Annotated in this window: 17 protein-coding genes; 8 read left to right on the forward strand and 9 right to left on the reverse strand. The window is 69.4% G+C overall.

Going from position 1 to position 18,547, the window contains the following annotated elements; all coding sequences use genetic code 11:
* Positions 1-16 precede the first annotated feature (16 nt).
* Complete coding sequence (locus ACFY0T_RS08170) at positions 17-1,132, forward strand: AI-2E family transporter (protein WP_388865854.1); 1,116 nt, start codon at positions 17-19, stop codon at positions 1,130-1,132.
* Here ACFY0T_RS08170 and ACFY0T_RS08175 read toward each other — a convergent pair.
* On the reverse strand, positions 1,033-3,264 hold the full coding sequence (locus ACFY0T_RS08175) for a SpoIIE family protein phosphatase (RefSeq protein WP_388865857.1): 2,232 nt from the start codon (positions 3,262-3,264) through the stop codon (positions 1,033-1,035). The two genes, ACFY0T_RS08170 and ACFY0T_RS08175, sit on opposite strands and share 100 nt — an antisense overlap.
* A gap of 180 nt (positions 3,265-3,444) precedes the next feature.
* On the opposite strand from ACFY0T_RS08175, the gene aspS reads away from it, so the two are divergent.
* Both aspS and ACFY0T_RS08185 read left to right on the forward strand, forming a co-directional pair.
* Positions 3,445-5,205: an aspartate--tRNA ligase gene (gene aspS, locus ACFY0T_RS08180; RefSeq protein ID WP_388865860.1), complete on the forward strand. Its 1,761-nt coding sequence runs from the start codon at positions 3,445-3,447 to the stop codon at positions 5,203-5,205.
* 117 nt (positions 5,206-5,322) lie between these two features.
* Complete coding sequence (locus ACFY0T_RS08185) at positions 5,323-6,267, forward strand: intradiol ring-cleavage dioxygenase (protein WP_388865863.1); 945 nt, start codon at positions 5,323-5,325, stop codon at positions 6,265-6,267.
* Between the two features lie 80 nt (positions 6,268-6,347).
* On the opposite strand, the gene ACFY0T_RS08190 is transcribed toward ACFY0T_RS08185, so the two are convergent.
* Positions 6,348-6,752, reverse strand: a complete 405-nt coding sequence (locus ACFY0T_RS08190) for a hypothetical protein (protein ID WP_388865866.1) — start codon at positions 6,750-6,752, stop codon at positions 6,348-6,350.
* Between the two features lie 237 nt (positions 6,753-6,989).
* Positions 6,990-7,421: an ATP-binding protein gene (locus ACFY0T_RS08195; RefSeq protein ID WP_388865869.1), complete on the reverse strand. Its 432-nt coding sequence runs from the start codon at positions 7,419-7,421 to the stop codon at positions 6,990-6,992.
* Positions 7,422-7,666: 245 nt separating this feature from the next.
* Here ACFY0T_RS08195 and ACFY0T_RS08200 point away from each other — a divergent pair, with 245 nt between their 5' ends.
* The 5 genes from ACFY0T_RS08200 (at position 7,667) to ACFY0T_RS08220 (ending at position 10,846) form a co-directional block, all read left to right on the forward strand.
* The gene (locus ACFY0T_RS08200) at positions 7,667-8,518 is read left to right on the forward strand and encodes a helix-turn-helix domain-containing protein (RefSeq protein WP_388865872.1); all 852 of its coding nucleotides are present in this window, start codon (positions 7,667-7,669) and stop codon (positions 8,516-8,518) included.
* 8 nt (positions 8,519-8,526) lie between these two features.
* Positions 8,527-8,715: a DUF397 domain-containing protein gene (locus tag ACFY0T_RS08205; RefSeq protein WP_388865875.1), complete on the forward strand. Its 189-nt coding sequence runs from the start codon at positions 8,527-8,529 to the stop codon at positions 8,713-8,715.
* Complete coding sequence (locus ACFY0T_RS08210; protein WP_388865878.1) at positions 8,712-8,927, forward strand: DUF397 domain-containing protein; 216 nt, start codon at positions 8,712-8,714, stop codon at positions 8,925-8,927. The genes ACFY0T_RS08205 and ACFY0T_RS08210 overlap by 4 nt, the downstream gene beginning before the upstream one ends.
* A complete protein-coding gene (locus ACFY0T_RS08215; protein ID WP_388865881.1) occupies positions 8,924-9,328 on the forward strand; it encodes a hypothetical protein in 405 nt (134 codons plus the stop codon). The genes ACFY0T_RS08210 and ACFY0T_RS08215 overlap by 4 nt, the downstream gene beginning before the upstream one ends.
* Before the next feature lie 165 nt (positions 9,329-9,493).
* The gene (locus ACFY0T_RS08220) at positions 9,494-10,846 is read left to right on the forward strand and encodes a polysaccharide lyase family 1 protein (RefSeq protein ID WP_388865884.1); all 1,353 of its coding nucleotides are present in this window, start codon (positions 9,494-9,496) and stop codon (positions 10,844-10,846) included.
* A 9-nt stretch (positions 10,847-10,855) separates the two neighbouring features.
* Here ACFY0T_RS08220 and ACFY0T_RS08225 read toward each other — a convergent pair whose 3' ends face one another.
* The 6 genes from ACFY0T_RS08225 to ACFY0T_RS08250 all read right to left on the reverse strand — a co-directional run.
* Entirely contained in the window at positions 10,856-11,071 is a 216-nt protein-coding gene (locus tag ACFY0T_RS08225) for a hypothetical protein (RefSeq protein WP_388865886.1), read from the reverse strand.
* Positions 11,072-11,157: 86 nt separating this feature from the next.
* Positions 11,158-11,634 carry a hypothetical protein gene (locus tag ACFY0T_RS08230; RefSeq protein ID WP_388865889.1) on the reverse strand — a complete coding sequence of 159 codons (477 nt, stop codon included), beginning with the start codon at positions 11,632-11,634 and terminating at the stop codon, positions 11,158-11,160.
* 159 nt (positions 11,635-11,793) lie between these two features.
* Positions 11,794-15,000: an FG-GAP repeat domain-containing protein gene (locus ACFY0T_RS08235; RefSeq protein WP_388865892.1), complete on the reverse strand. Its 3,207-nt coding sequence runs from the start codon at positions 14,998-15,000 to the stop codon at positions 11,794-11,796.
* Between the two features lie 84 nt (positions 15,001-15,084).
* Positions 15,085-15,450, reverse strand: coding sequence for a PH domain-containing protein (locus ACFY0T_RS08240; protein WP_388865895.1), 366 nt, complete (start codon positions 15,448-15,450; stop codon positions 15,085-15,087).
* Between the two features lie 171 nt (positions 15,451-15,621).
* The gene (gene metG / locus ACFY0T_RS08245; RefSeq protein WP_388865898.1) at positions 15,622-17,337 is read right to left on the reverse strand and encodes a methionine--tRNA ligase; all 1,716 of its coding nucleotides are present in this window, start codon (positions 17,335-17,337) and stop codon (positions 15,622-15,624) included.
* Positions 17,338-17,500: 163 nt separating this feature from the next.
* The coding region (locus ACFY0T_RS08250; protein ID WP_388865901.1) for a VWA domain-containing protein at positions 17,501-18,547 on the reverse strand (1,047 nt) is incomplete at its 5' end.

An 18,547-nucleotide genomic window follows, 5' to 3' on the forward strand; every position in this document is an offset into this window, starting at 1 on the left:
GTGTTCGGGTGGAAGCGTGCAGCTACTCCCCGAAGGCGCCCGGCGGTTGGCCGCCTGGTGTGTCGTGATCCTGCTCATCGCCGGTGTGGCGTGGGTCGGGATCCGGCTGTGCGGGGAGTTCCGTACGGCGGTGGTGCCGGTGCTGCTCGCGCTCCTTGGAACCGCGCTGCTCGGGCCGCTGCACCGGCGGCTGGTGAAGGTGGGGGTCAGCCGGTCGCTCGCCGCCGGGCTCACCTGTGTCGCCGTGGTCGTGGTCGTCGGCGGCGCCGTGTACATCGTCGTCGCCGCGCTCATCGACACCGGCGACCAGATCGTCGCCTCGCTCAAGCAGGCGGCGAAGTCGCTCGCCGAGTACTTCGGGGCGGCGGGTACCTCCCTCGACGACGTCGCCTCCAATTCCAAGGACCTGCTGACCAAGTTCGGCGGGACCGCCGCCTCCAACGTCATCAGTGGCGTGAGCGTCGTCGGCGAGAGCATCGCCATGGCCGTACTGGCCCTGCTGCTCGTCTTCTTCTTCCTGCGGGACTCGCACCGGGCGGCGGGCGTGCTCCGGTCGCTCGCGCCGCGGGGGACCGCCGACACGGTCGAGGCCATGGCCCGGCGCGCCTACAAGGCCGTCGAGGGGTTCATGCGCGGGACGACGGTCATCGCCCTCATCGACGCCCTCTTGATCACGGTTGGGCTGCTGATCCTGCGGGTGCCGGGGGCGGTGGGGCTCGGCGCGCTGGTCTTCGTGGGGGCGTACATCCCGTATCTCGGTGCGTTCATCTCCGGCGCGGTGGCGGTGCTGGTCGCGCTCGCCGACCGGGGGTTCGTCATCGCGCTGTGGGTGCTCGGGGTCGTCGTCGCCGTGCAGGTCCTGGACGGGCATGTGCTGCAGCCGATGATCCAGAGCCGGACCGTCCAGATGTATCCGGCGGTGGTGCTGCTGGCGCTCACGGCGGGCGCGTCCGTCGCGGGGATCCTGGGCATGCTGCTCGCCGTCCCGCTGACGGCCGCCGCGTTCGGGGTGGTCTCCGAGCTGCGTACGCGCTACCCGCCGGGAGCATCAGGAGAGCCCGGAGCACCTGGATCGCCCGGTTCGCCTGGAGCACCTGGAGCGCCGGACGTGCCGGAACCGTCCGACTCGTAGAACTCGAACCAGATGCTCTTGCCCTCGCCCCGCGGGTCCACGCCCCACGACTCCGCGAGGAGCTCCACGAGCACCAATCCCCGCCCGGAGGACGCCAGTTCGCCCGGATGGCGCCGGTGCGGCAGGTCGTCGCTGGCGTCGGTGACCTCCACCCGCATCCGCCGCTTGCCCCGATCGCCGGTCACCTCGGCGATGAGCAGCGCGTCGGCGTCGGTGTGCACGAGGACGTTGGTGAGTATCTCGGAGACGAGGAGGACCGCGGAGTCGAGCTGGTCCTCGGACGCCCAGTCGTGCAGCAGCTCCCGCAGCTGCTGGCGCGCGCCCGCGATCCGCTCGGGCTCGGCCTGCGCGACCGTCAGCATCGTGCGCCGCACCGGCGGCAGTGCGGCCTTGTCCGGGTCGCCGCAGCCGCAGCCCGGCCCCAGCCGACACAGCAGCAGGACGGCGATGTCGTCCTCGCGCCGGTCGACCAGCGGCCCGGTGGTGTGGTGCGAGGAGGGCCCGTGCACGGCCTGGACCAGGGCGTCGGCGAGGGACTCCATGTCGCCGTCGTGCGATTCGAGGGTCCGGCGGATGCGACGCCAGCCGGTGTCGAGGTCGTGGCCCCCGGTCTCGATGAGCCCGTCGGTGCAGATCAGCATGGTCTCGCCGGGCTCCAGGACGAGCCGGGTCGTCGGGTAGTCGGCGTCCGGGTCGACGCCGAGGGGCAGGCCGCCGGCGGTGGGTCGCATCAGCACCGTGCCGTCGGCCATGCGTATCGCGGGGTCCGGGTGTCCGGCGCGGGCGATGTCGAGCGTCCCGGTCGCCGGGTCGACCTCGACGTACAGACAGGTCGCGAAGCGCAGATCGCCGGGGTCTCCGTCGCCGTCGCCCGCGCCGCCGCTCGACCCGTACGTCACCGAGTCGGTGACTCCGTACAGGAAGCGTGAGGCCCGGGAGAGCACCGCGTCCGGGCGGTGGCCCTCGGAGGCGTAGGCGCGCAGGGCGATGCGGAGCTGGCCCATCAGGCCGGCCGCGCGGACGTCGTGGCCCTGGACGTCGCCGATGACCAGGGCGAAGCGGCCGGTCGGGAGCGGGATCATGTCGTACCAGTCGCCGCCGACCTGGAGGCCGCCGCCGGTGGGGACATAGCGGGCGGCGACGTTCATGCCCGGTATCTCGGGGCCCAGCGTGGGCATCATCGAGCGCTGGAGGCCGTCGGTCAGCTCGCGCTCGGTCTCGGCGGCTCCGGCGCGAGAGAGGGCCTGCGCGAGCATGCGGGCGACGGTCGTGAGGACCGAGCGCTCGTCGGGCGTGAAGGAGACGGGGTACGTGAAGGCCGCCATCCACGCGCCCATGGTGCGGCCCGCGACGGTGAGCGGCAGGAACGCCCAGGACTGGCGGCCGAAGTGCTGGGCGAGCGGCCAGGAGACGGGATAGCGGTCCTTGTAGTCCTCCGGAGAGGAGAGATACACCGCTCGGCCGGTACGGACGACCTCGGCGGCCGGGTAGTCCGTGGCCAGAGGCATATGGGTGAAGGGTCTCTCGTCACCGGGCTGCTGTCCGTGGTGCCCGATGACGGTCAGCCGGTCGCCCTCCGCGCCGAAGACGGCCAGCCCGTCCGGCGAGAATCCGGGCATCGACAGGCCGGCCGCGACCCGCAGCACCTCCGCCGTGGACCGCGCCTCGGCCAGCGCCCGCCCCGCGTCCAGCAGGAACGCCTCGCGCGAGCGGCGCCAGTCGCCGGTGACAGGGGTGCGCGCGGCGGCGCCCGGCGACGGCTCGGTGACTTCCTGGAGGGTGCCGATCAGCTCGTACTCCCCGGTCGTCGGGTCGACGATCGGCTTGGAGCGGCTGCGTACGGTGCGGATCACCCGGCCGTGCCCGTCCATGATCCGCAGCCGGGCCTCGGCGAGGGTGCCCTCGGCGACGGCGAGCTGCACGATTCCGTCGATCTCGTTCCAGTCGACGGGATGGAAACGGGAGCGCGTGCCCGCCTCGGTGAGCGTCGTCGGCTCCGCGGGCAGACCGAGGAGCCGGGCGGCTTCGGCGTCGAAGGTGACCAGCCCCGCGGCGTTGTCCCAGCGCCACAGGCCGGTCGCGAGGGCGGCCAGGACGTCCCCCATGGCGGGCAGGGGCTCACCAGTGCGCATTGCCCCACTGTATGAAGAGGTGATCGATACCTGCCACCGAGAGTATTGGGGTGGGCGATCTTGGGGTGCCCGGTACCCTTGGGAGGTCCGGGCCTCGGCCCCGACGTTTCACGTGAAACAGACCCGGGTGAGCAGATCCGGATCACCAGCCCCCAATCCGCGAAGACTGGATGAACGACGATGCATCGGTACAGGTCCCACACCTGCGGCGAGCTCCGCGCCTCTGACGTCGAAAGCGACGTCCGGCTGAGCGGCTGGCTGCACAATCGCCGAGACCTGGGTGGCATCCTCTTCATCGATCTGCGCGACCACTACGGCATCACGCAGCTCGTCGCCCGCCCCGGCACGCCCGCCTACGAGGCCCTCGACAAGCTCTCCAAGGAGTCGACGGTCCGCATCGACGGCAAGGTCGTCTCGCGCGGCACGGAGAACGTGAACACGGACCTGCCCACCGGCGAGATCGAGGTCGAGGTCACCGAGGTCGAGCTGCTCGGCGCCGCCGCCCCGCTCCCGTTCACGATCAACGCGGAGGACGGGGTCAACGAGGAGCGGCGCCTGGAGTACCGCTTCCTCGACCTGCGCCGCGAGCGCATGCACCGCAACATCCTGCTGCGTACGGCCGTGATCTCGGCGATCCGTCACAAGATGACGGCGCTGGGCTTCAACGAGATGGCGACGCCGATCCTGTCCGCGACCTCTCCCGAGGGCGCCCGCGACTTCGTCGTCCCCTCCCGCCTGAACCCGGGCAAGTTCTATGCCCTCCCCCAGGCCCCGCAGCAGTTCAAGCAGCTGCTGATGATCTCCGGCTTCGACCGCTACTTCCAGATCGCGCCCTGCTTCCGCGACGAGGACGCGCGCGCGGACCGCTCGCCGGGCGAGTTCTACCAGCTCGACGTCGAGATGAGCTTCGTCGAGCAGGAAGACGTCTTCCAGCCCATCGAGAAGCTCATGACGGAGCTGTTCGAGGAGTTCGGCAACGGCCGTCACGTCACCTCCCCCTTCCCGCGGATCCCGTTCCGCGAGGCGATGCTGAAGTACGGCTCCGACAAGCCGGACCTGCGGGCCCTGCTGGAGCTCGTCGACATCACCGACATCTTCGAGGGCTCGGAGTTCAAGGCCTTCGCGGGCAAGCACGTACGCGCCCTGCCGGTGCCGGACGTGTCCGCGCAGCCCCGGAAGTTCTTCGACCAGCTCGGTGACTTCGCGGTCTCGCTCGGCGCGAAGGGCCTGGCGTGGGTCCGTGTCGCCGAGGACGGCTCCCTGACGGGCCCGATCGCGAAGTTCCTGACCGAGGAGAACGTGGCGGAGCTGACGAAGCGCCTGTCGCTGTCGGCCGGCCACGCGGTCTTCTTCGGCGCGGGCGACTTCGAAGAGGTCTCGAAGATCATGGGCGCGGTGCGGGTGGAAGCCGCGAAGCGTGCCGGCCACTTCGAGGAGAACGTCTTCCGGTTCTGCTGGGTCGTCGACTTCCCGATGTACGAGAAGGACGACGACGGCAAGATCGACTTCTCGCACAACCCGTTCTCGATGCCGCAGGGTGGCCTGGAGGCCCTGGAGACCCAGGACCCGCTGGACATCCTGGGCTGGCAGTACGACATCGTCTGCAACGGCGTCGAGCTGTCCTCCGGCGCGATCCGGAACCACGAGCCCGAGATCATGCTCAAGGCCTTCGAGATCGCGGGCTACGAGCGCGAGACCGTCGAGGAGCAGTTCGCGGGCATGCTGCGCGCCTTCCGCTTCGGCGCCCCGCCGCACGGCGGCATCGCGCCGGGCGTCGACCGCATCGTCATGCTGCTCGCGGACGAGCCGAACATCCGCGAGACGATCGCGTTCCCGCTCAACGGCAACGCGCAGGACCTGATGATGGGCGCGCCGACGGAGCTGGACGAGACGCGTCTGCGGGAGCTGCACCTCTCCGTACGGAAGCCGCAGCCGAAGTAGTTCTTCGTGTGAGGGGTGGCTCGGAACCGAACCGGTTCCGAGCCACTTTTGCGTGCGTACGGGAAACCACAGTCCTTACCCACGTCATTGACAGGTTCCGTCCCTAGCGTCCGGCGCATGACTGAGACCCAAGGACCGGCGCACAAACGGAAGATGACGCGACGCAAGGTCGTCGTCGCGGGTGGAGCGGCCGTCGCGGCCGTGGGCGTGGGCGGCGGCATCGCCGTGAACGCGTTCGCGGGCGAGACGACCACCGACACCTCGTCATCGTCGTCGAGCGCCGAGACGTGTTACAAGCTCACCACGGAGACCACCGAGGGACCGTACTACATCGACGCGGACAAGATCCGCCAGGACATCACCGAGGACCAAGAGGGCATCCCCATGACCCTCAAGCTCAAGGTGATCGACGCGGAGACCTGCAAGCCCGTCCAGAACGCGGCGGTCGACATCTGGCACTGCACGGCGCTCGGCGTGTACTCCGGCTACGAAGCGATGGGCAGCGGCGGTGGGGGTGGCGGCGGCGCTCCGTCCGGCGCGCCCACGGACGCCCCGTCCGGCACCCCCTCGGGCACGCCGACCGGCGCGCCCTCCGGCGGCACGGGCGGCGGCCACTCCGAGCCGACCGACGACGAGCGGTATCTGCGCGGCACCTGGAAGACCGACAAGCACGGGTACGTCACCTTCAAGACGATCTTCCCGGGCTGGTACCAGGGCCGCTGCGTGCACATCCACGTGAAGGTCCACGTGGACGGCACCTGGACCGACGCGGGCTACGAGGGCGGACACACCTGCCACACGGGCCAGCTGTTCTTCGACGAGAAGTCGGTGCTGGCCTCGGCGGAGGTGGAGCCCTACTCCACCAACACGACCACCCGCACCACGCTGGACGAGGACACCATCTACCCGGACAACGGGCACGAGGGCGGCCTCCTGTACCTCAAGTACAACAAGAAGCACATCGCCAAGGGGGTGCTGGCCCACCTGACGATGGGCGTCGCTCCGGACGAGACGCACGACAGCACGGACACGCAGCCGAGCGCGTCGGCTTCGGCCGGCTGATCCTCGTCCATCCAGGAAGGGCCCGGAACCACTCCCAGGTTCCGGGCCCTTTTGCGACACACCTCGGCCCACGTGAATCGCTATCCGACATCGCGTGGATTGGTGGGGACAAGCTCCTTCGCATGGCTGACCGTGGGGGCCAGGTCCAGCCAGTCGGCCAGGGCCTTCAGATCGGTACGGGAGCTGATGTAGCCGTGGATTTCGTCGGAGATGGGGACGTCGCGCTGCTCCAGGATCCGCAGGACGGCCGCGGCCCAGCCCTCGGCGTACCCCCTGGCCCATCCGTCGGCGTACTCGTCGGTCCACTTCGCCAGGACGGCGACCACGTGGGTCATCTCCTCAAGTGACATGGAGCCGCGCTGACAGTGCTCCTTCAGGCTTGTGGCGAGGCTGTGCACCACCTTGATCGGGTGTACGCCCACGGCAATCATGATCCCCGTGAGCTTGAGCTGCTTCGCCAGCAGTGCCTCCATGTCTGGGTCCATGTGCGCAAGCTACGTGGGCCGTAGGGGCGGGATCCGGCCGACGGGATGCAATGACTCTTTCGAGGGGTGTGTGCTTGTTCGCCGGGCGCGGGCGGAGTGGATCAATAGTGGGGGCTGAGGACGGCCGAGATCGCCCGGGGTCTGTCGTCCGGGCGCCCTCGGCGTTGTATAGGGAGACCGGGCGCCGGGCGTCCGGCGGACGGAATGGGATCACTCTTTCGGGTCGGGAAGGAACGTTCACGCCGTCGCGGCCAGTTCGCACCAGATGTATTTGCCGGTGCCGATGATGTTCTTGGTGTCCCGTTGGGGGACCCAGCCCCAGGTGTTGGCGCAGGTGCGGACGAGGGTGAGGCCGCGACCTGTTTCTGCGTCCAAGGTGGTGGGACGGGTCGGGTGCGGCGGCGTGGGGTCCGCGTCCCAGACGCCGATGCGGAGGGTGCCGTTTTCCGCGCGGAGCTTTATGGCGGCGGGGCCCTTTGTGTGTTGTACGGCGTTGGTGACCAGCTCCGCTGCCAGCAGCTCGGCGGCTTCCGTGAAGTGGGGGAGGCCGTGGGCGGTAAGGATCAGACGGAGGGTGCGGCGGCAGATCGTGACGGCACGGGGGTCGTTGGGGATGTAGAGGGTGTACTCCCAGGGTTCGTGGTCGGTGGGTTCTCCGTTTTTGGGCATGCGGGACTCCTGGTCAGGGAGGGGGAGTTGGGGGCAGCTGTGGATTTCGGGCGGTGGCATGCCGCCCCCGTCATGGCGTGACGGGGCGGTGCGCTTCCGGGGGTCCCGGGTTCCGCAGCGTGTGCGTCGCGTCACTGACGGTACGTGTAAAAATTTACTCCGTGCAAGCCGTTCGCGTAATCTGACACCCGAACGGGGTGGTTCAACTCCGCTTCGCGGCCGTGATGTTGAGGAACAGGAGCCGTATGCCGGCGAGAACGCAACCCACTGCCCGCCAGTTGCGCCTCGGCGCCGAGTTGCGGAAGCTGCGGGAGGCCGCAGGGCTGTCATCCGGTGATGCGGCAGGGCTGCTGGGGGTCGCTCCGGCCCAGATGAGCCAGATGGAGGCCGGAAACGTCGGGATCAGTGGGGAGCGGGTCCGCAGACTCGCGTCCCATTACGCCTGTGCGGATGCCGAGTTGGTCGACGCGCTCGCGGAGATGGCGACGGACCGCACGCGCGGGTGGTGGAGGGAGTACCGGGGGGTGCTGCCTCCCGGCTTCCTGGATCTTGCGGAACTGGAGCATCACGCCCAGTATCTGTGGGAGATCGGCACCACACACGTACCGGGGTTGCTCCAGACCGAGGACTACGCTCGCGCGGTGTTCTCGTACCGGGTTCCGGAGCTCCCGGAAAGCGAACTGGAGCCGCGGGTGGAGCACCGGATGCGACGCAAGGTGGTCATCGAGCGGGACGGTGCGGGAGAGTACGAAGCCGTCGTTCATGAATCGGTGCTGCGTACACGTGTCGCCAACCGGCGCGTGGCGCGGGCTCAACTGGACGAACTGCTCGGGCAGTCGGAACGCCCGAACGTCACCGTTCGGGTGATCCCCTTCGCCGCCGACGGCTTCGCCGGAGCGAGCGCGGCGCTGTTGTACGCGGGTGGTCCGGTCCCCGAGTTGGACACGGCCCGCCGGGATGCGCCGTACGGTGCCGTGTTCCTTGACGCGGCCTCACAACTCCTCGCCATGCGAACGCTCTTTCGTAAAGTGGAGTCGTCAGCGCTCGATCCCGTGCTGTCGCAGGACTTCATGCACCGCTTGGCGAAGGAACTGTGAGGGACCCCATGGCTCGGCCCATCCACTGGCAGAAGTCGTCGTTCTCCGGCGGCGGTGACGGTGACTCCTGCGTGGAACTCGCCACCGTGAGCGGCGATCTCCTCCTCCGCGAAAGCGACGACCCCGCCCGAATACTCCCCGTCACCCGTGACGGCCTCGCGGCGCTTCTTCAGCGGATACAGGCGAACCGGCGGTGACTGACACGATGTCCCAGCTCGCCCGGTTCCCAACACTCCAGTGGCAGAAGTCGAGCTACTCCAGCGGTTCGGACGGGGCGTCTTGCGTGGAACTCGCCCACCGCGATGGCCGGTTGCTGCTCCGCGAAAGCGACGACCCCGCCCGAATACTCCCCGTCTCCCGCGACGGCCTCGCCGCGCTTCTTCGGCGGATACAGGCGGACCGGTCGTGACCGACGGCGAGGAGTTCAGGCGCGTCCTGGACGTCGTCCTGTGCGACGTCCGCGCGCAGTGTTCCGTACGGCCCGATGTGCGTGCGGCCGAAGACGGCTACCCCGGTCTCATGCTCTATGCCCCGGACGGATCCGGTCAGGGCGTCTACTGGGGGTCGGACGACCGGCCCGGTGCGCGGCTTGCCGAGGTCGCGGACCAGGTGCAGGAGTGGGCCGTGGAGGCGTTGTGGGGGGAGGCGAAGTCGGCGGTGTGGCCGCACTGTCCGGTCCATCCGGACTCGCATCCGTTGAGCGCGACCGTGGTCGAGGGCGTGGCGGTGTGGGTCTGCGCCAAGGCCCCCAAGGGCGCGGCGCCGGTGAGCCGCGTCGGGGAGCTGCCCCCGCGCGGAGTCGATGCCTGAGGGTGCCGAACGGTGCCTGAGGTCGGCTAACGGCTATGGCCCCCCGGAGAGTTGAAAGAACGTCGGCAACCTTTCCGCGTCCCGCGACCACTGATGAGTCAGAAGCCCCGTTCACGGGTGCTTCACCGCACAGCATGTGCTCCACACACACGTAAGGACTCATCCGTGGCATCCCCCTCCCACCGCCGGTCCCTCCGCAAGCGCCGCACCGTTCTGGTCTCCGTTGCCGCCGTGACCGCCGCCGGTCTCGGCGCCGCCGTCTTCGTCATGAACGCCAACGCCGGGGCCGTCGACCTGGCGCACCAGACGCTGCCCGCCAAGGACGGCTGGGCGGCCTCCGGGACCGGGACCACCGGTGGCTCGAAGGCCGACTCCGCGCATGTCTTCACCGTCAGCACCCGTGCGCAGCTGGTGAAGGCGCTGGGCAGCAGCACCGACTCTACGGCGAAGATCATCCAGATCAAGGGCACCATCGACGCCAACACGGACGACTCGGGGAAGAAGCTGAGCTGCGCCGACTACTCCTCGGGTACGGGATATTCGCTGGCCGCCTACCTCAAGGCGTACGACCCCTCCACCTACGGCCGCTCCAAGCTGCCGTCCGGTACGCAGGAGAGCGCCCGCGCCGCCGCGCAGGCCAAGCAGGCGAAGAACATCGTCTTCAAGGTGCCGGCCAACACCACCATCGTGGGCGTGCCGGGCACCAAGGCCGGGATCACCGGCGGCATGCTGCAGGTGCAGAACGTGGACAACGTCATCATCCGGAATCTGACCTTCTCCGCGACCGAGGACTGCTTCCCGCAGTGGGACCCGACCGACGGCGACGACGGCAACTGGAACTCGAACTACGACGCCGTCACCCTGCGCGGGGCCACCCACGTCTGGGCCGACCACAACACCTTCACCGACGCGGCGCACTTCGACAGCGCCAACCCGAAGTACTTCGGCCGCGAGTACCAGATCCACGACGGTGACCTCGACATCACCAAGGGCTCCGACCTGGTGACCGTCGAGCGGAACCAGTTCACCAACCATGACAAGACGATGCTGATCGGCAGCAGCGACACCGACAGCGTCGGCAAGCTGCGCGTCTCCATCCACCACAACGTGTGGAAGGGCATCGTCCAGCGTGCGCCGCTGGCCCGTATCGGCCAGATCCACGTCTACAACAACTACTTCGACACCACGACCCTCAACGGGTACGCGCCCCTCTACACCATCAACTCCCGCGCCAAGGCCCAGGTCGTCGCGGAGGACAACTACTGGAAGGTCCCGACCGGCGGCAAGGTCGCCAAGCTGCTCAGCGGCGACGGCACCGGCTCGGTCGCGGGCAGCGGCAACCTCGTCAACGGCACCCAGACCGATCTCGTCGCCGCCTACAACGCCGCGAACTCGAAGAAGCTGAAGACCACCGTGAACTGGACGCCGACCCTCACCGCAGGCCTCCAGACCTCCGCGAAGAAACTCCCGACCGAGCTGGCCACCACCACCGGCGCCGGGATTCTGACCAACTCCTGACGGTCACAACTAGCCCTTTACGGCCACCAGTTCGTCCAGCGGCGCGGCCGGCTCGGGCGTCTCCTCGGCGACGGCGGCCGGCGCCCGCGGCACCGCGGGCAGCGGAACCTTGGGAAAGGCAGCGATCAACAGGCGCCTGCGCGGGAGCTTTTGGACGAAGGTCCCGGAGTTCCTCGGCTCGCTCGGGGCCGGTGTCCTGCTCGCGCTCGCCGGGGCCGGTGCCACACGGTTCCACGCCCGTCGAGCCCGAGTGGAGGACGGGGCCCAGGTCGAGGATCGATCACGTCCCCTCGGGTGAGCCACCGGCCCGGTCAGGTGTCGTACGTGCCGTCCCACGGCTCGCCGAAGCCGAGCCGGTCCGGGTAGAGCTCGGCCCAGGCCTCGCCCTCGTCCTCGCCGGTCAGCAGGCCGAACAGCACGCCGTCGACGGTGAGTTGGAAGGGGCGGACGGCGATGTCCGTGTAGGAACGCCGGGGCAGGCTGCGCAGGAGCTTCGCCAGGTGGACGCGGGCGCGGGAGAGTACCGAGTCGTCGCCGTACGGGTTGCGCTGCTGCTCGGCCCACGTGCCCGCGCACCAGACCTCCGAGTCGCGGTAGCGGCCCTCGGCGTCGAAGGTGTGGAGCACCACGTAGAGGCGTTTGAGCTCTTCCCAGCCGTCGTCGGGACGGAACCCTTCGGGGAAGGCGTACGTGATCGACGCCAGGAACTGACCGTCCGCATACCGTCCGATGGTCTCGGTACGGTGCTTCGGCTCATAGGCGATCGGAATGACCTCGGGGACTGCCATGGCGGAAACCATACGGGTGAGCGGGGACATGCCAGCGCCGGGGGCCACTCCCGGATCGGCGGGACCGGGGCCGCCGCGTCCACACCCCCACCACGGTGCACCAAAGGGGGCGCCCGGGACGTGAAGTCCCGGGCGCCCCATGGCATTGAGGGTGGTCCCTCAGGAGAGAGACAGGTATCCGCCCCACCCGGTCGCGATCTTCGTACGCGAACCGAACGACCCCTTGCCGTCCCCGCTGTTGCGGTACAGGTTGCCGCTGGTGTCGCGGGAGACCAGGTCGGCCTTGCCGTCGTCGGTGAGGTCGCCGGCGCCGACGACGGCGTTGTAGGAGCCGCCCCAGTCGCTGAACAGCTTCACGCGGGCGGCGAAGGTGCCGTCGCCCTTGCCGTTGTACCGGTAGAGGTTGTTGGACGTGTCCTGGGCGAGCAGGTCGCCGATGCCGTCGCCATTGAGGTCGCCGGCGCCGACGATCTTCTTGTAGCCCTTCCAGTTGTCGTAGAGCTTCACGCGGGCGGACAGGTTGCCCGTGCTGGTGCCCTTGTAGAGGTAGACGGCTCCGGTGGACGCGTTGCGCGCGATCAGGTCGGGGCGGCCGTCGCCGCTCATGTCGCCGGGCGAGGTCAGCACGTCGTACTGCGTCCAGCCGCTCGTCGCGAGGGTCGTGTACGACGTCGTCGGCTTGACGGCGGCGTTGCAGCCCGGCTTGTACAGGCGCAGGGCCCCGCTGCTCAGCCGCACGAGGACGTCGTTGCAGCGGTCGCCGCTCAGGTCGCCGAAGGAGATCACCTTGAGGGAGGTGGGCCAGCCGGTGCCGGTGGTCTTGGTGCTGAACGTGCCCGTTCCGGTGCCGTTGTGGACGGTCAGGCCGCCGGAGGAGTTGAGGGTGAGCAGGTCGCCCCTGCCGTCCGGGCCGTCGACGCTGCCGAAGTCATGGCGTACCGCGGCCCCGCGGGTCAGGAAGCCCGCTCCCGTGCTCACCGTGGCCGGGGTGGCGCTGCCGAGGCCGGTCGCTTTGAGGGCCCAGGTGAACTCGCCGTTGGGGAAGTAACTCCCGCTCGCCGTCCTGCCGTTCCAGGTCGCCGACAGCCAGGCCGTGGCCGCGTCGCCGGTGAGGGTGCGGGTGGCCTTGCCCGTCGCGCCGCTCTGGACCGAGGTGAAGGTCAGGGACCAGGAGGTGACGGGGCGGGAGAGGAGCCACTGGCCGTTCCAGGGGTCCGACGAGGGCGGTTCGGCGTGGTCCTCGGCCGCCGTGTCGAAGGCGGTCGGGGCGGACGGCGTGACGCCGGTGGTGGCGACGTGCGTCTGCTCGAACGCGCCGATCCACGCGACCAGGCCCGTGTACTCGTCGACCGTCCACCGGTAACGGCGGTCCGCGACCAGACCGGTGTCGGGGACGCCGGAGGCGATCACGCGGGTGGTGCCGGTGGCCGCGTCGGTCAGCACGAGCTGGTCGCTCCCGTGGTCGTGTCGCACGGTGAACCCGTCGCCGAGCAGTACGTCACCGGGCTCTACCGCCACCGACGTTTTGGCCTTGGTGTCGTACACGCCCGCCGAGGCCGCCTGGCAGGACCAGTACACCCAGCGGCCTGCCGCCTGGAGCTCGCTCGGCACGCAGCCCAGGTTCGGGACCGTGACCGTGGCGAGCGTCTTGTCCTCGGTCAGGCTGTACGAGGTGAGCTGGCCGGGGGTGGAGGTGGCGCTCCACAGGGTGGAGCCGTTGAGGGCGGCGGCGCGGATCGAGCGCTTCAGCTCCTGGCCGTAGCCGAACTCCCCGACGTACTGCAGGGGCGAGGCGCCGCCGGAGTTGTAGACGGCATAGTTGTCGGAGACGTCGACGATCGCGCCGCCCTCGGTGCCGAACTCCAGCTCGGTGTAGCCCGCGCCGTCGCTGATGCGGACCAGTCGGTCCGCGTTCCCCAGGCCGCTGCCGCCCTCGTCACCGTCGTAGAACGTCTCGAGGTAGACGTCCTTGGGCGCGGAACCGTAGTTGCCGTACATCGCCGAGCACGTGGTGCCGGCGAACGGGCACACGGGGCGGACCGTGTTGCCCTCCGTGGCGGCGGACGCGGTGAGCGCGGTGCCGCCGTCCGTGGTGAGGGCCCGGACGGACGTGGTGTCGTTGCCGCTGTCCGGGTTGTCCTCCGCGATACGCAGGCTGCCCCGGCTCAGGGCGAGCCCGGTCTTGGCGTTCTCGTACGGGGCAACCTTGGACAGCTTCTCCAGCTGCGGCAGGCCGTCCGTGCCCTGGCTGACGCGCCGGACCCACCAGTCGGCCGTGCCGGTGCCGCCGGTGACGAGGGCGGCGCCGTCGGGCGTGGCCAGCGGCTGGCCGTACGCCCTGGTCAGCAGGGTGCGGGTGGAGCCGTCGGTCAGGGACACGGCCGTGACGCCGCTGGACGACGTCAGGACGAGCCAGTCCCCCACGAGGACGGGGGAGCCGCTCGGGGCGCCAGCGGCCACCGGGACCGTTTCCTCGGCGCCGAGGTCGGTGCGGGACTTCAGGTGCAGGCCGGAGGCGGCCGTGTACCAGCCGAGCCGGTCCTTGGTGAGCACCAGCTCCGGCGAGGCGTCCGCGCCCGTGAAGACCACGGTGAACTCGGCGGTGGCGAAGTCGAGATAGCCGACGGACCATGTCTCGGCGCCGGTCTCCGCGTCGGTGACCGGGTAGGAGAGCAGGGCGCCGTCCTTGTCGCCGGTCCGCTGCCTCGGCCAGTCCTCGTCGGCCGGGTAGCCGGTCACCGTGCGGGTGCGCTCTGCGCCGTCGACGTAGTCGGTGAGCTCCAGCCAGGTGCCGTCCACGCCGTAGCCGTCGATGGTGCTGTCCCGGTCGGCCGCGACGACCGTGGAGCCGTACGTGCCGACGTACTCCTTCGACGACAGCTGGACGGTCCGCAGCCCGCTTCCGTCCGGGCTCCACAGCGACACCGGTTCGGTGTAGGAGATGTCCGGCAGCGCCACGATGTCGGCGCCCTGCCCGAACGTGCCCGAGGGGCAGACGTCGGCGATGGACCAGCAGCTGGTGGTGGTCGGCTTGTAGACCCCTCTCGGGCCTTCGACGGTGACGGTGGTGCCGTCCTCGTAGCTCGTCCAGAGCAGCCCGGCGACGTTGGCCTGGCGGTGCAGGAATCCGGTCTCGCCCGCCGCCAGCAGCCGATCGGAGCGCGGGGTCTGGGTGCGTGGATCGTCCAGGACGATCTCCGTGGTTCCCGCCGCGGTGGCCGACGTTGAGGCCGACGTGGCGGCCTGCGCGCTGCCGCCGCCGTCCGGTGTGCCGGAGAACAGAGTGATGGTTCCGGCCGCCAACGCGACCGCGAGCGCAGAGACGAGGGCGGTGGGCCCGCCCCGTCTCAGGGCGTGTCTGCCCACTGAAGTTTCCCTCCCCGCGAGGGCCCCGCCCTCGCACAAGTGAGCGGATGCTAGCAGGGGCGGGAGGGGCAGTGACCAGCGGATCTACCGCGCCACGAACTGCGTGAGGATCGCCTGGACCTCGTAGATGTCGACGCCCTTGGTGAAGGTCTTCTCGATGGGGGCCGCGGTGCCGGAGATCCAGATCTTGAGCTCGGCGTCGAGGTCGAAGGTGCCGGCGGTCTCCACCGCGAAGTGGGTGATACTGCGGTACGGGATGGAGTGGTACTCCACCTTCTTCCCCGTGATGCCCTGCTTGTCCACGAGGATGAGACGGCGGTCGGTGAACAGGATGGTGTCGCGTATCAGCAGGTACGCGGCCTGGACCTGCTCGTTCTGGCCCAGCAGGCGCGCGAAGTCCTGCTGCGCCGAGGCCGGGTCGACGGTGTGTGCGTTTCCGAACAGTGCCATGGATGAACCCCCCACTCAGTTGACTCACCTGTCGAGTCATGTCCCAGTAAAGCCACTGGCTTCACATGATCTTCACGATGTATATCGCCTGAGAGATCGACATGCCTAGAGGAGTGGGGGGTTCCGTGTCGGGAACAGGTTCGTTCCCGGGCTCCGGTCTCGTGGCTGCCGCTACTCCGGCGCCCCGCCGAAGCGCTCCTTGTACGTCTCCAGGTCCTCGTCCGTGAGCTTGGCGAAGAGGACCGGGGGGACGGTGAACGGGGTGCCCGCGGGGACGGACTCGAGGGACGTGGCCTCCTCGGCCGTGACCCACGTCGCCGTGTCGTCCGTCAGCGCGAACGCTTCGCGCATCGCCCTGGCGGAGGCGGGGATGAAGGGTTCCGAGACCACCGAGTAAAGGTGGATCAGGTTCATCGCCGTGCGCAGGGTCAGGGCCGCGCCCTCGGGGTTGGTCTTGATCTCCAGCCAGGGGGCCTTCTCCTCCAGGTAGGAGTTGCCGGCCGACCACAGGGCGCGCAGCGCCGCCGCGGCCTTTCGGAACTGGAGGGCCTCCATCTGGGTCTCGTACTCGGCGAGGAGACCGGCGATCTCCCCGCCCAGCTTCGCCTCCGCCTCGCCGGGCTCCGCGCCCGCCGGGACCTCCTCGCCGAAGCGCTTCTTGGAGAAGGACAGGACGCGGTTGACGAAGTTGCCGAGGGTGTCGGCGAGATCCTTGTTGACCGTGGCCGTGAAGTGCTCCCACGTGAAGGACGAGTCGTCCGACTCGGGGGCGTTGGCGATCAGGAAGTAGCGCCAGTAGTCGGCGGGGAGGATCTCCAGCGCGTGGTCGGTGAAGACACCGCGCTTCTGGGACGTGGAGAACTTTCCTCCGTAGTACGTCAGCCAGTTGAAGGCCTTGACGTAGTCGACCTTCTTCCATGGCTCCCGCACGCCCAGCTCGGTGGCCGGGAACATCACGGTGTGGAAGGGCACGTTGTCCTTCGCCATGAACTGGGTGTAGCGGACCTCGTCGTCTACGTCGTACCACCACGACTTCCAGTCGCGGTTCTCCGGGTCCTGGTCCGACCACTCCTTGGTCGCGCCGAGGTACTCGATCGGGGCGTCGAACCAGACGTAGAAGACCTTGCCCTCGGCGGCCAGCTCCGGCCACGTGTCGGCCGGGACCGGGACGCCCCAGTCCAGGTCACGGGTGATCGCGCGGTCGTGCAGGCCCTCGGTCAGCCACTTGCGGGCGATGGAGGAGGCGAGCTGCGGCCACTCGTGCTCGTGGCGCGCCACCCACTCCGAGACCTCGCTCTGCAGCTTCGACTGGAGAAGGAAGAGGTGCTTCGTCTCGCGGACCTCCAGGTCCGTCGAGCCGGAGATGGCGGAGCGCGGGTTGATCAGGTCGGTGGGGTCCAGGACGCGCGTGCAGTTCTCGCACTGGTCGCCGCGGGCCTTGTCGTAACCGCAGTGCGGGCAGGTGCCCTCCACGTAGCGGTCCGGGAGGAAGCGGCCGTCCGCCGGCGAGTACACCTGGCGGATCGCGCGCTCCTCGATGAAGCCGTTCTCGTTCAGGCGGCGGGCGAAGTGCTGGGTGATGTCGCGGTTCTCCGGGCTGGAGCTGCGGCCGAAGTAGTCGAAGGCCAGCTCGAAGCCGTCGTACACCGCCTTCTGCGCGTCGTGCGCCTGCGCGCAGAACTCGTCGACCGGCAGGCCCTGCTCCTTGGCCGCCAGCTCGGCCGGGGTGCCGTGCTCGTCCGTCGCGCAGATGTAGAGCACGTCGTGGCCGCGCTGGCGGAGGTACCGGGAGTACACGTCCGCCGGGAGCATGGACCCCACCATGTTGCCCAGGTGCTTGATCCCGTTGATGTACGGAAGGGCGCTGGTGATGAGGTGTCGAGCCATCGCGGGCTGCTCCCAAGTCGCTACGTGGGGTGACGATCGTCGGTTCAGGTCGTGTCGTCGGTCGTCTTACGAACCTTGAAATCGTAGCCGACATGGGTGGGCCGCCCGCTTCCCGTTTTAACGGGTGGGAAGCGGGCGGCCGGGTTTGACGTGGGTGGGGCGGCTACGGGCGCCAGTTCGCCAGTACGCCCTCGTAGACCTCGGCGTCCGTCAGCTCGCGCGGGGTCGGGCCCGCGTGGAAGAAGGCCGTGTTGTCGGTCTTCAGTTTGCGGAGGTAGTCGAAGGCCTTGTTGTCGTGCTCGCCGAAGGCGACGAAGGAGAAGAAGACGGTGGGGTGGTCCTTCGCCGCGTCCGTGAGGGACTGGGTGGCGGGGGTCTTGGCGTCCGGGGCGCCGTCCGTCTGGAAGATCACGAGGGCCGGCTCCGCGCCGGAGTGGTGCTTCTCGTGGTGGGTGACCACTTCCTGTACGGCGGCGTGGTAGCTGGTACGGCCCATGCGGCCGAGCCCTGCGTGCAGGTCGTCGATCTTGTTCTCGTGCTCGGTGAGGGTGAGCTCGCCGGTGCCGTCCAGCTCCGTGGAGAAGAAGACGACGTGGACGGTGGACTCCGGGTCGAGGTGGGCGGCGAGGGCGAGGGCCTGCTCGCCGAGGGCCTGGGCGGAGCCGTCCTTGTAGTACGGGCGCATGCTCGCGGAGCGGTCGAGGACGAGGTAGAGCTTGGCTCGGGTGCCGGTGAGGTCCCGCTTCTTGAGCGCGGTTTCCGCTTCCTTGTACGCGGTGACCAGGCCCGGGGCGCGGGTCTTGAGGCGGGTGAGGGGGACGGCGGGCTTGCGGGGCGTCTCGGCCTCGGCTTCGGCTTCACCTTCGGCCTCGGTCTTGCCGGCGGCTGCCGGCTCGTCCGCCTGGGCGGCGGCGGGCTCCGGCTGCGGCTCGGGTTCGGGTTCGGCCTCGGCTTCGCCTTCGGCCGTGTTGTTCCCGCCGGCACCGCCCGTGCTGCTTTCGTCGTCGGCTGCGGGTGGCCCCTGTGGGGCCTGATCGCCGTCGGCGGCCGCGGGTTCGTCCGCCTGGGCGGCGGCCGGGGTGGGCTCTTCGGTGACGACCGGTTCCGGCTGCGGTTCGGGTTCGGGTTCGGCCTCGGCTTCGCCTTCGGCCGTGTTGTTCCCGCCGGCACCGCCCGTGCTGCTTTCGTCGTCGGCTGCGGGTGGCCCCTG

Origin of the sequence: Streptomyces sp. NPDC001530 (assembly GCF_042894545.1) — a bacterium.
Lineage (GTDB): Bacteria > Actinomycetota > Actinomycetes > Streptomycetales > Streptomycetaceae > Streptomyces.

Bases quoted from the DNA above. Each gene is read 5' to 3' on its own strand.
- ACFY0T_RS08175 (WP_388865857.1), bottom strand. From the start codon at position 3,264: ATGCGCACTGGTGAGCCCCTGCCCGCCATGGGGGACGTCCTGGCCGCC.
- aspS (WP_388865860.1), top strand. From the start codon at position 3,445: ATGCATCGGTACAGGTCCCACACCTGCGGCGAGCTCCGCGCCTCTGAC.
- ACFY0T_RS08185 (WP_388865863.1), top strand. From the start codon at position 5,323: ATGACTGAGACCCAAGGACCGGCGCACAAACGGAAGATGACGCGACGC.
- ACFY0T_RS08190 (WP_388865866.1), bottom strand. From the start codon at position 6,752: ATGGACCCAGACATGGAGGCACTGCTGGCGAAGCAGCTCAAGCTCACG.
- ACFY0T_RS08195 (WP_388865869.1), bottom strand. From the start codon at position 7,421: ATGCCCAAAAACGGAGAACCCACCGACCACGAACCCTGGGAGTACACC.
- ACFY0T_RS08200 (WP_388865872.1), top strand. From the start codon at position 7,667: ATGCCGGCGAGAACGCAACCCACTGCCCGCCAGTTGCGCCTCGGCGCC.
- ACFY0T_RS08205 (WP_388865875.1), top strand. From the start codon at position 8,527: ATGGCTCGGCCCATCCACTGGCAGAAGTCGTCGTTCTCCGGCGGCGGT.
- ACFY0T_RS08230 (WP_388865889.1), bottom strand. From the start codon at position 11,634: ATGGCAGTCCCCGAGGTCATTCCGATCGCCTATGAGCCGAAGCACCGT.
- ACFY0T_RS08240 (WP_388865895.1), bottom strand. From the start codon at position 15,450: ATGGCACTGTTCGGAAACGCACACACCGTCGACCCGGCCTCGGCGCAG.
- metG (WP_388865898.1), bottom strand. From the start codon at position 17,337: ATGGCTCGACACCTCATCACCAGCGCCCTTCCGTACATCAACGGGATC.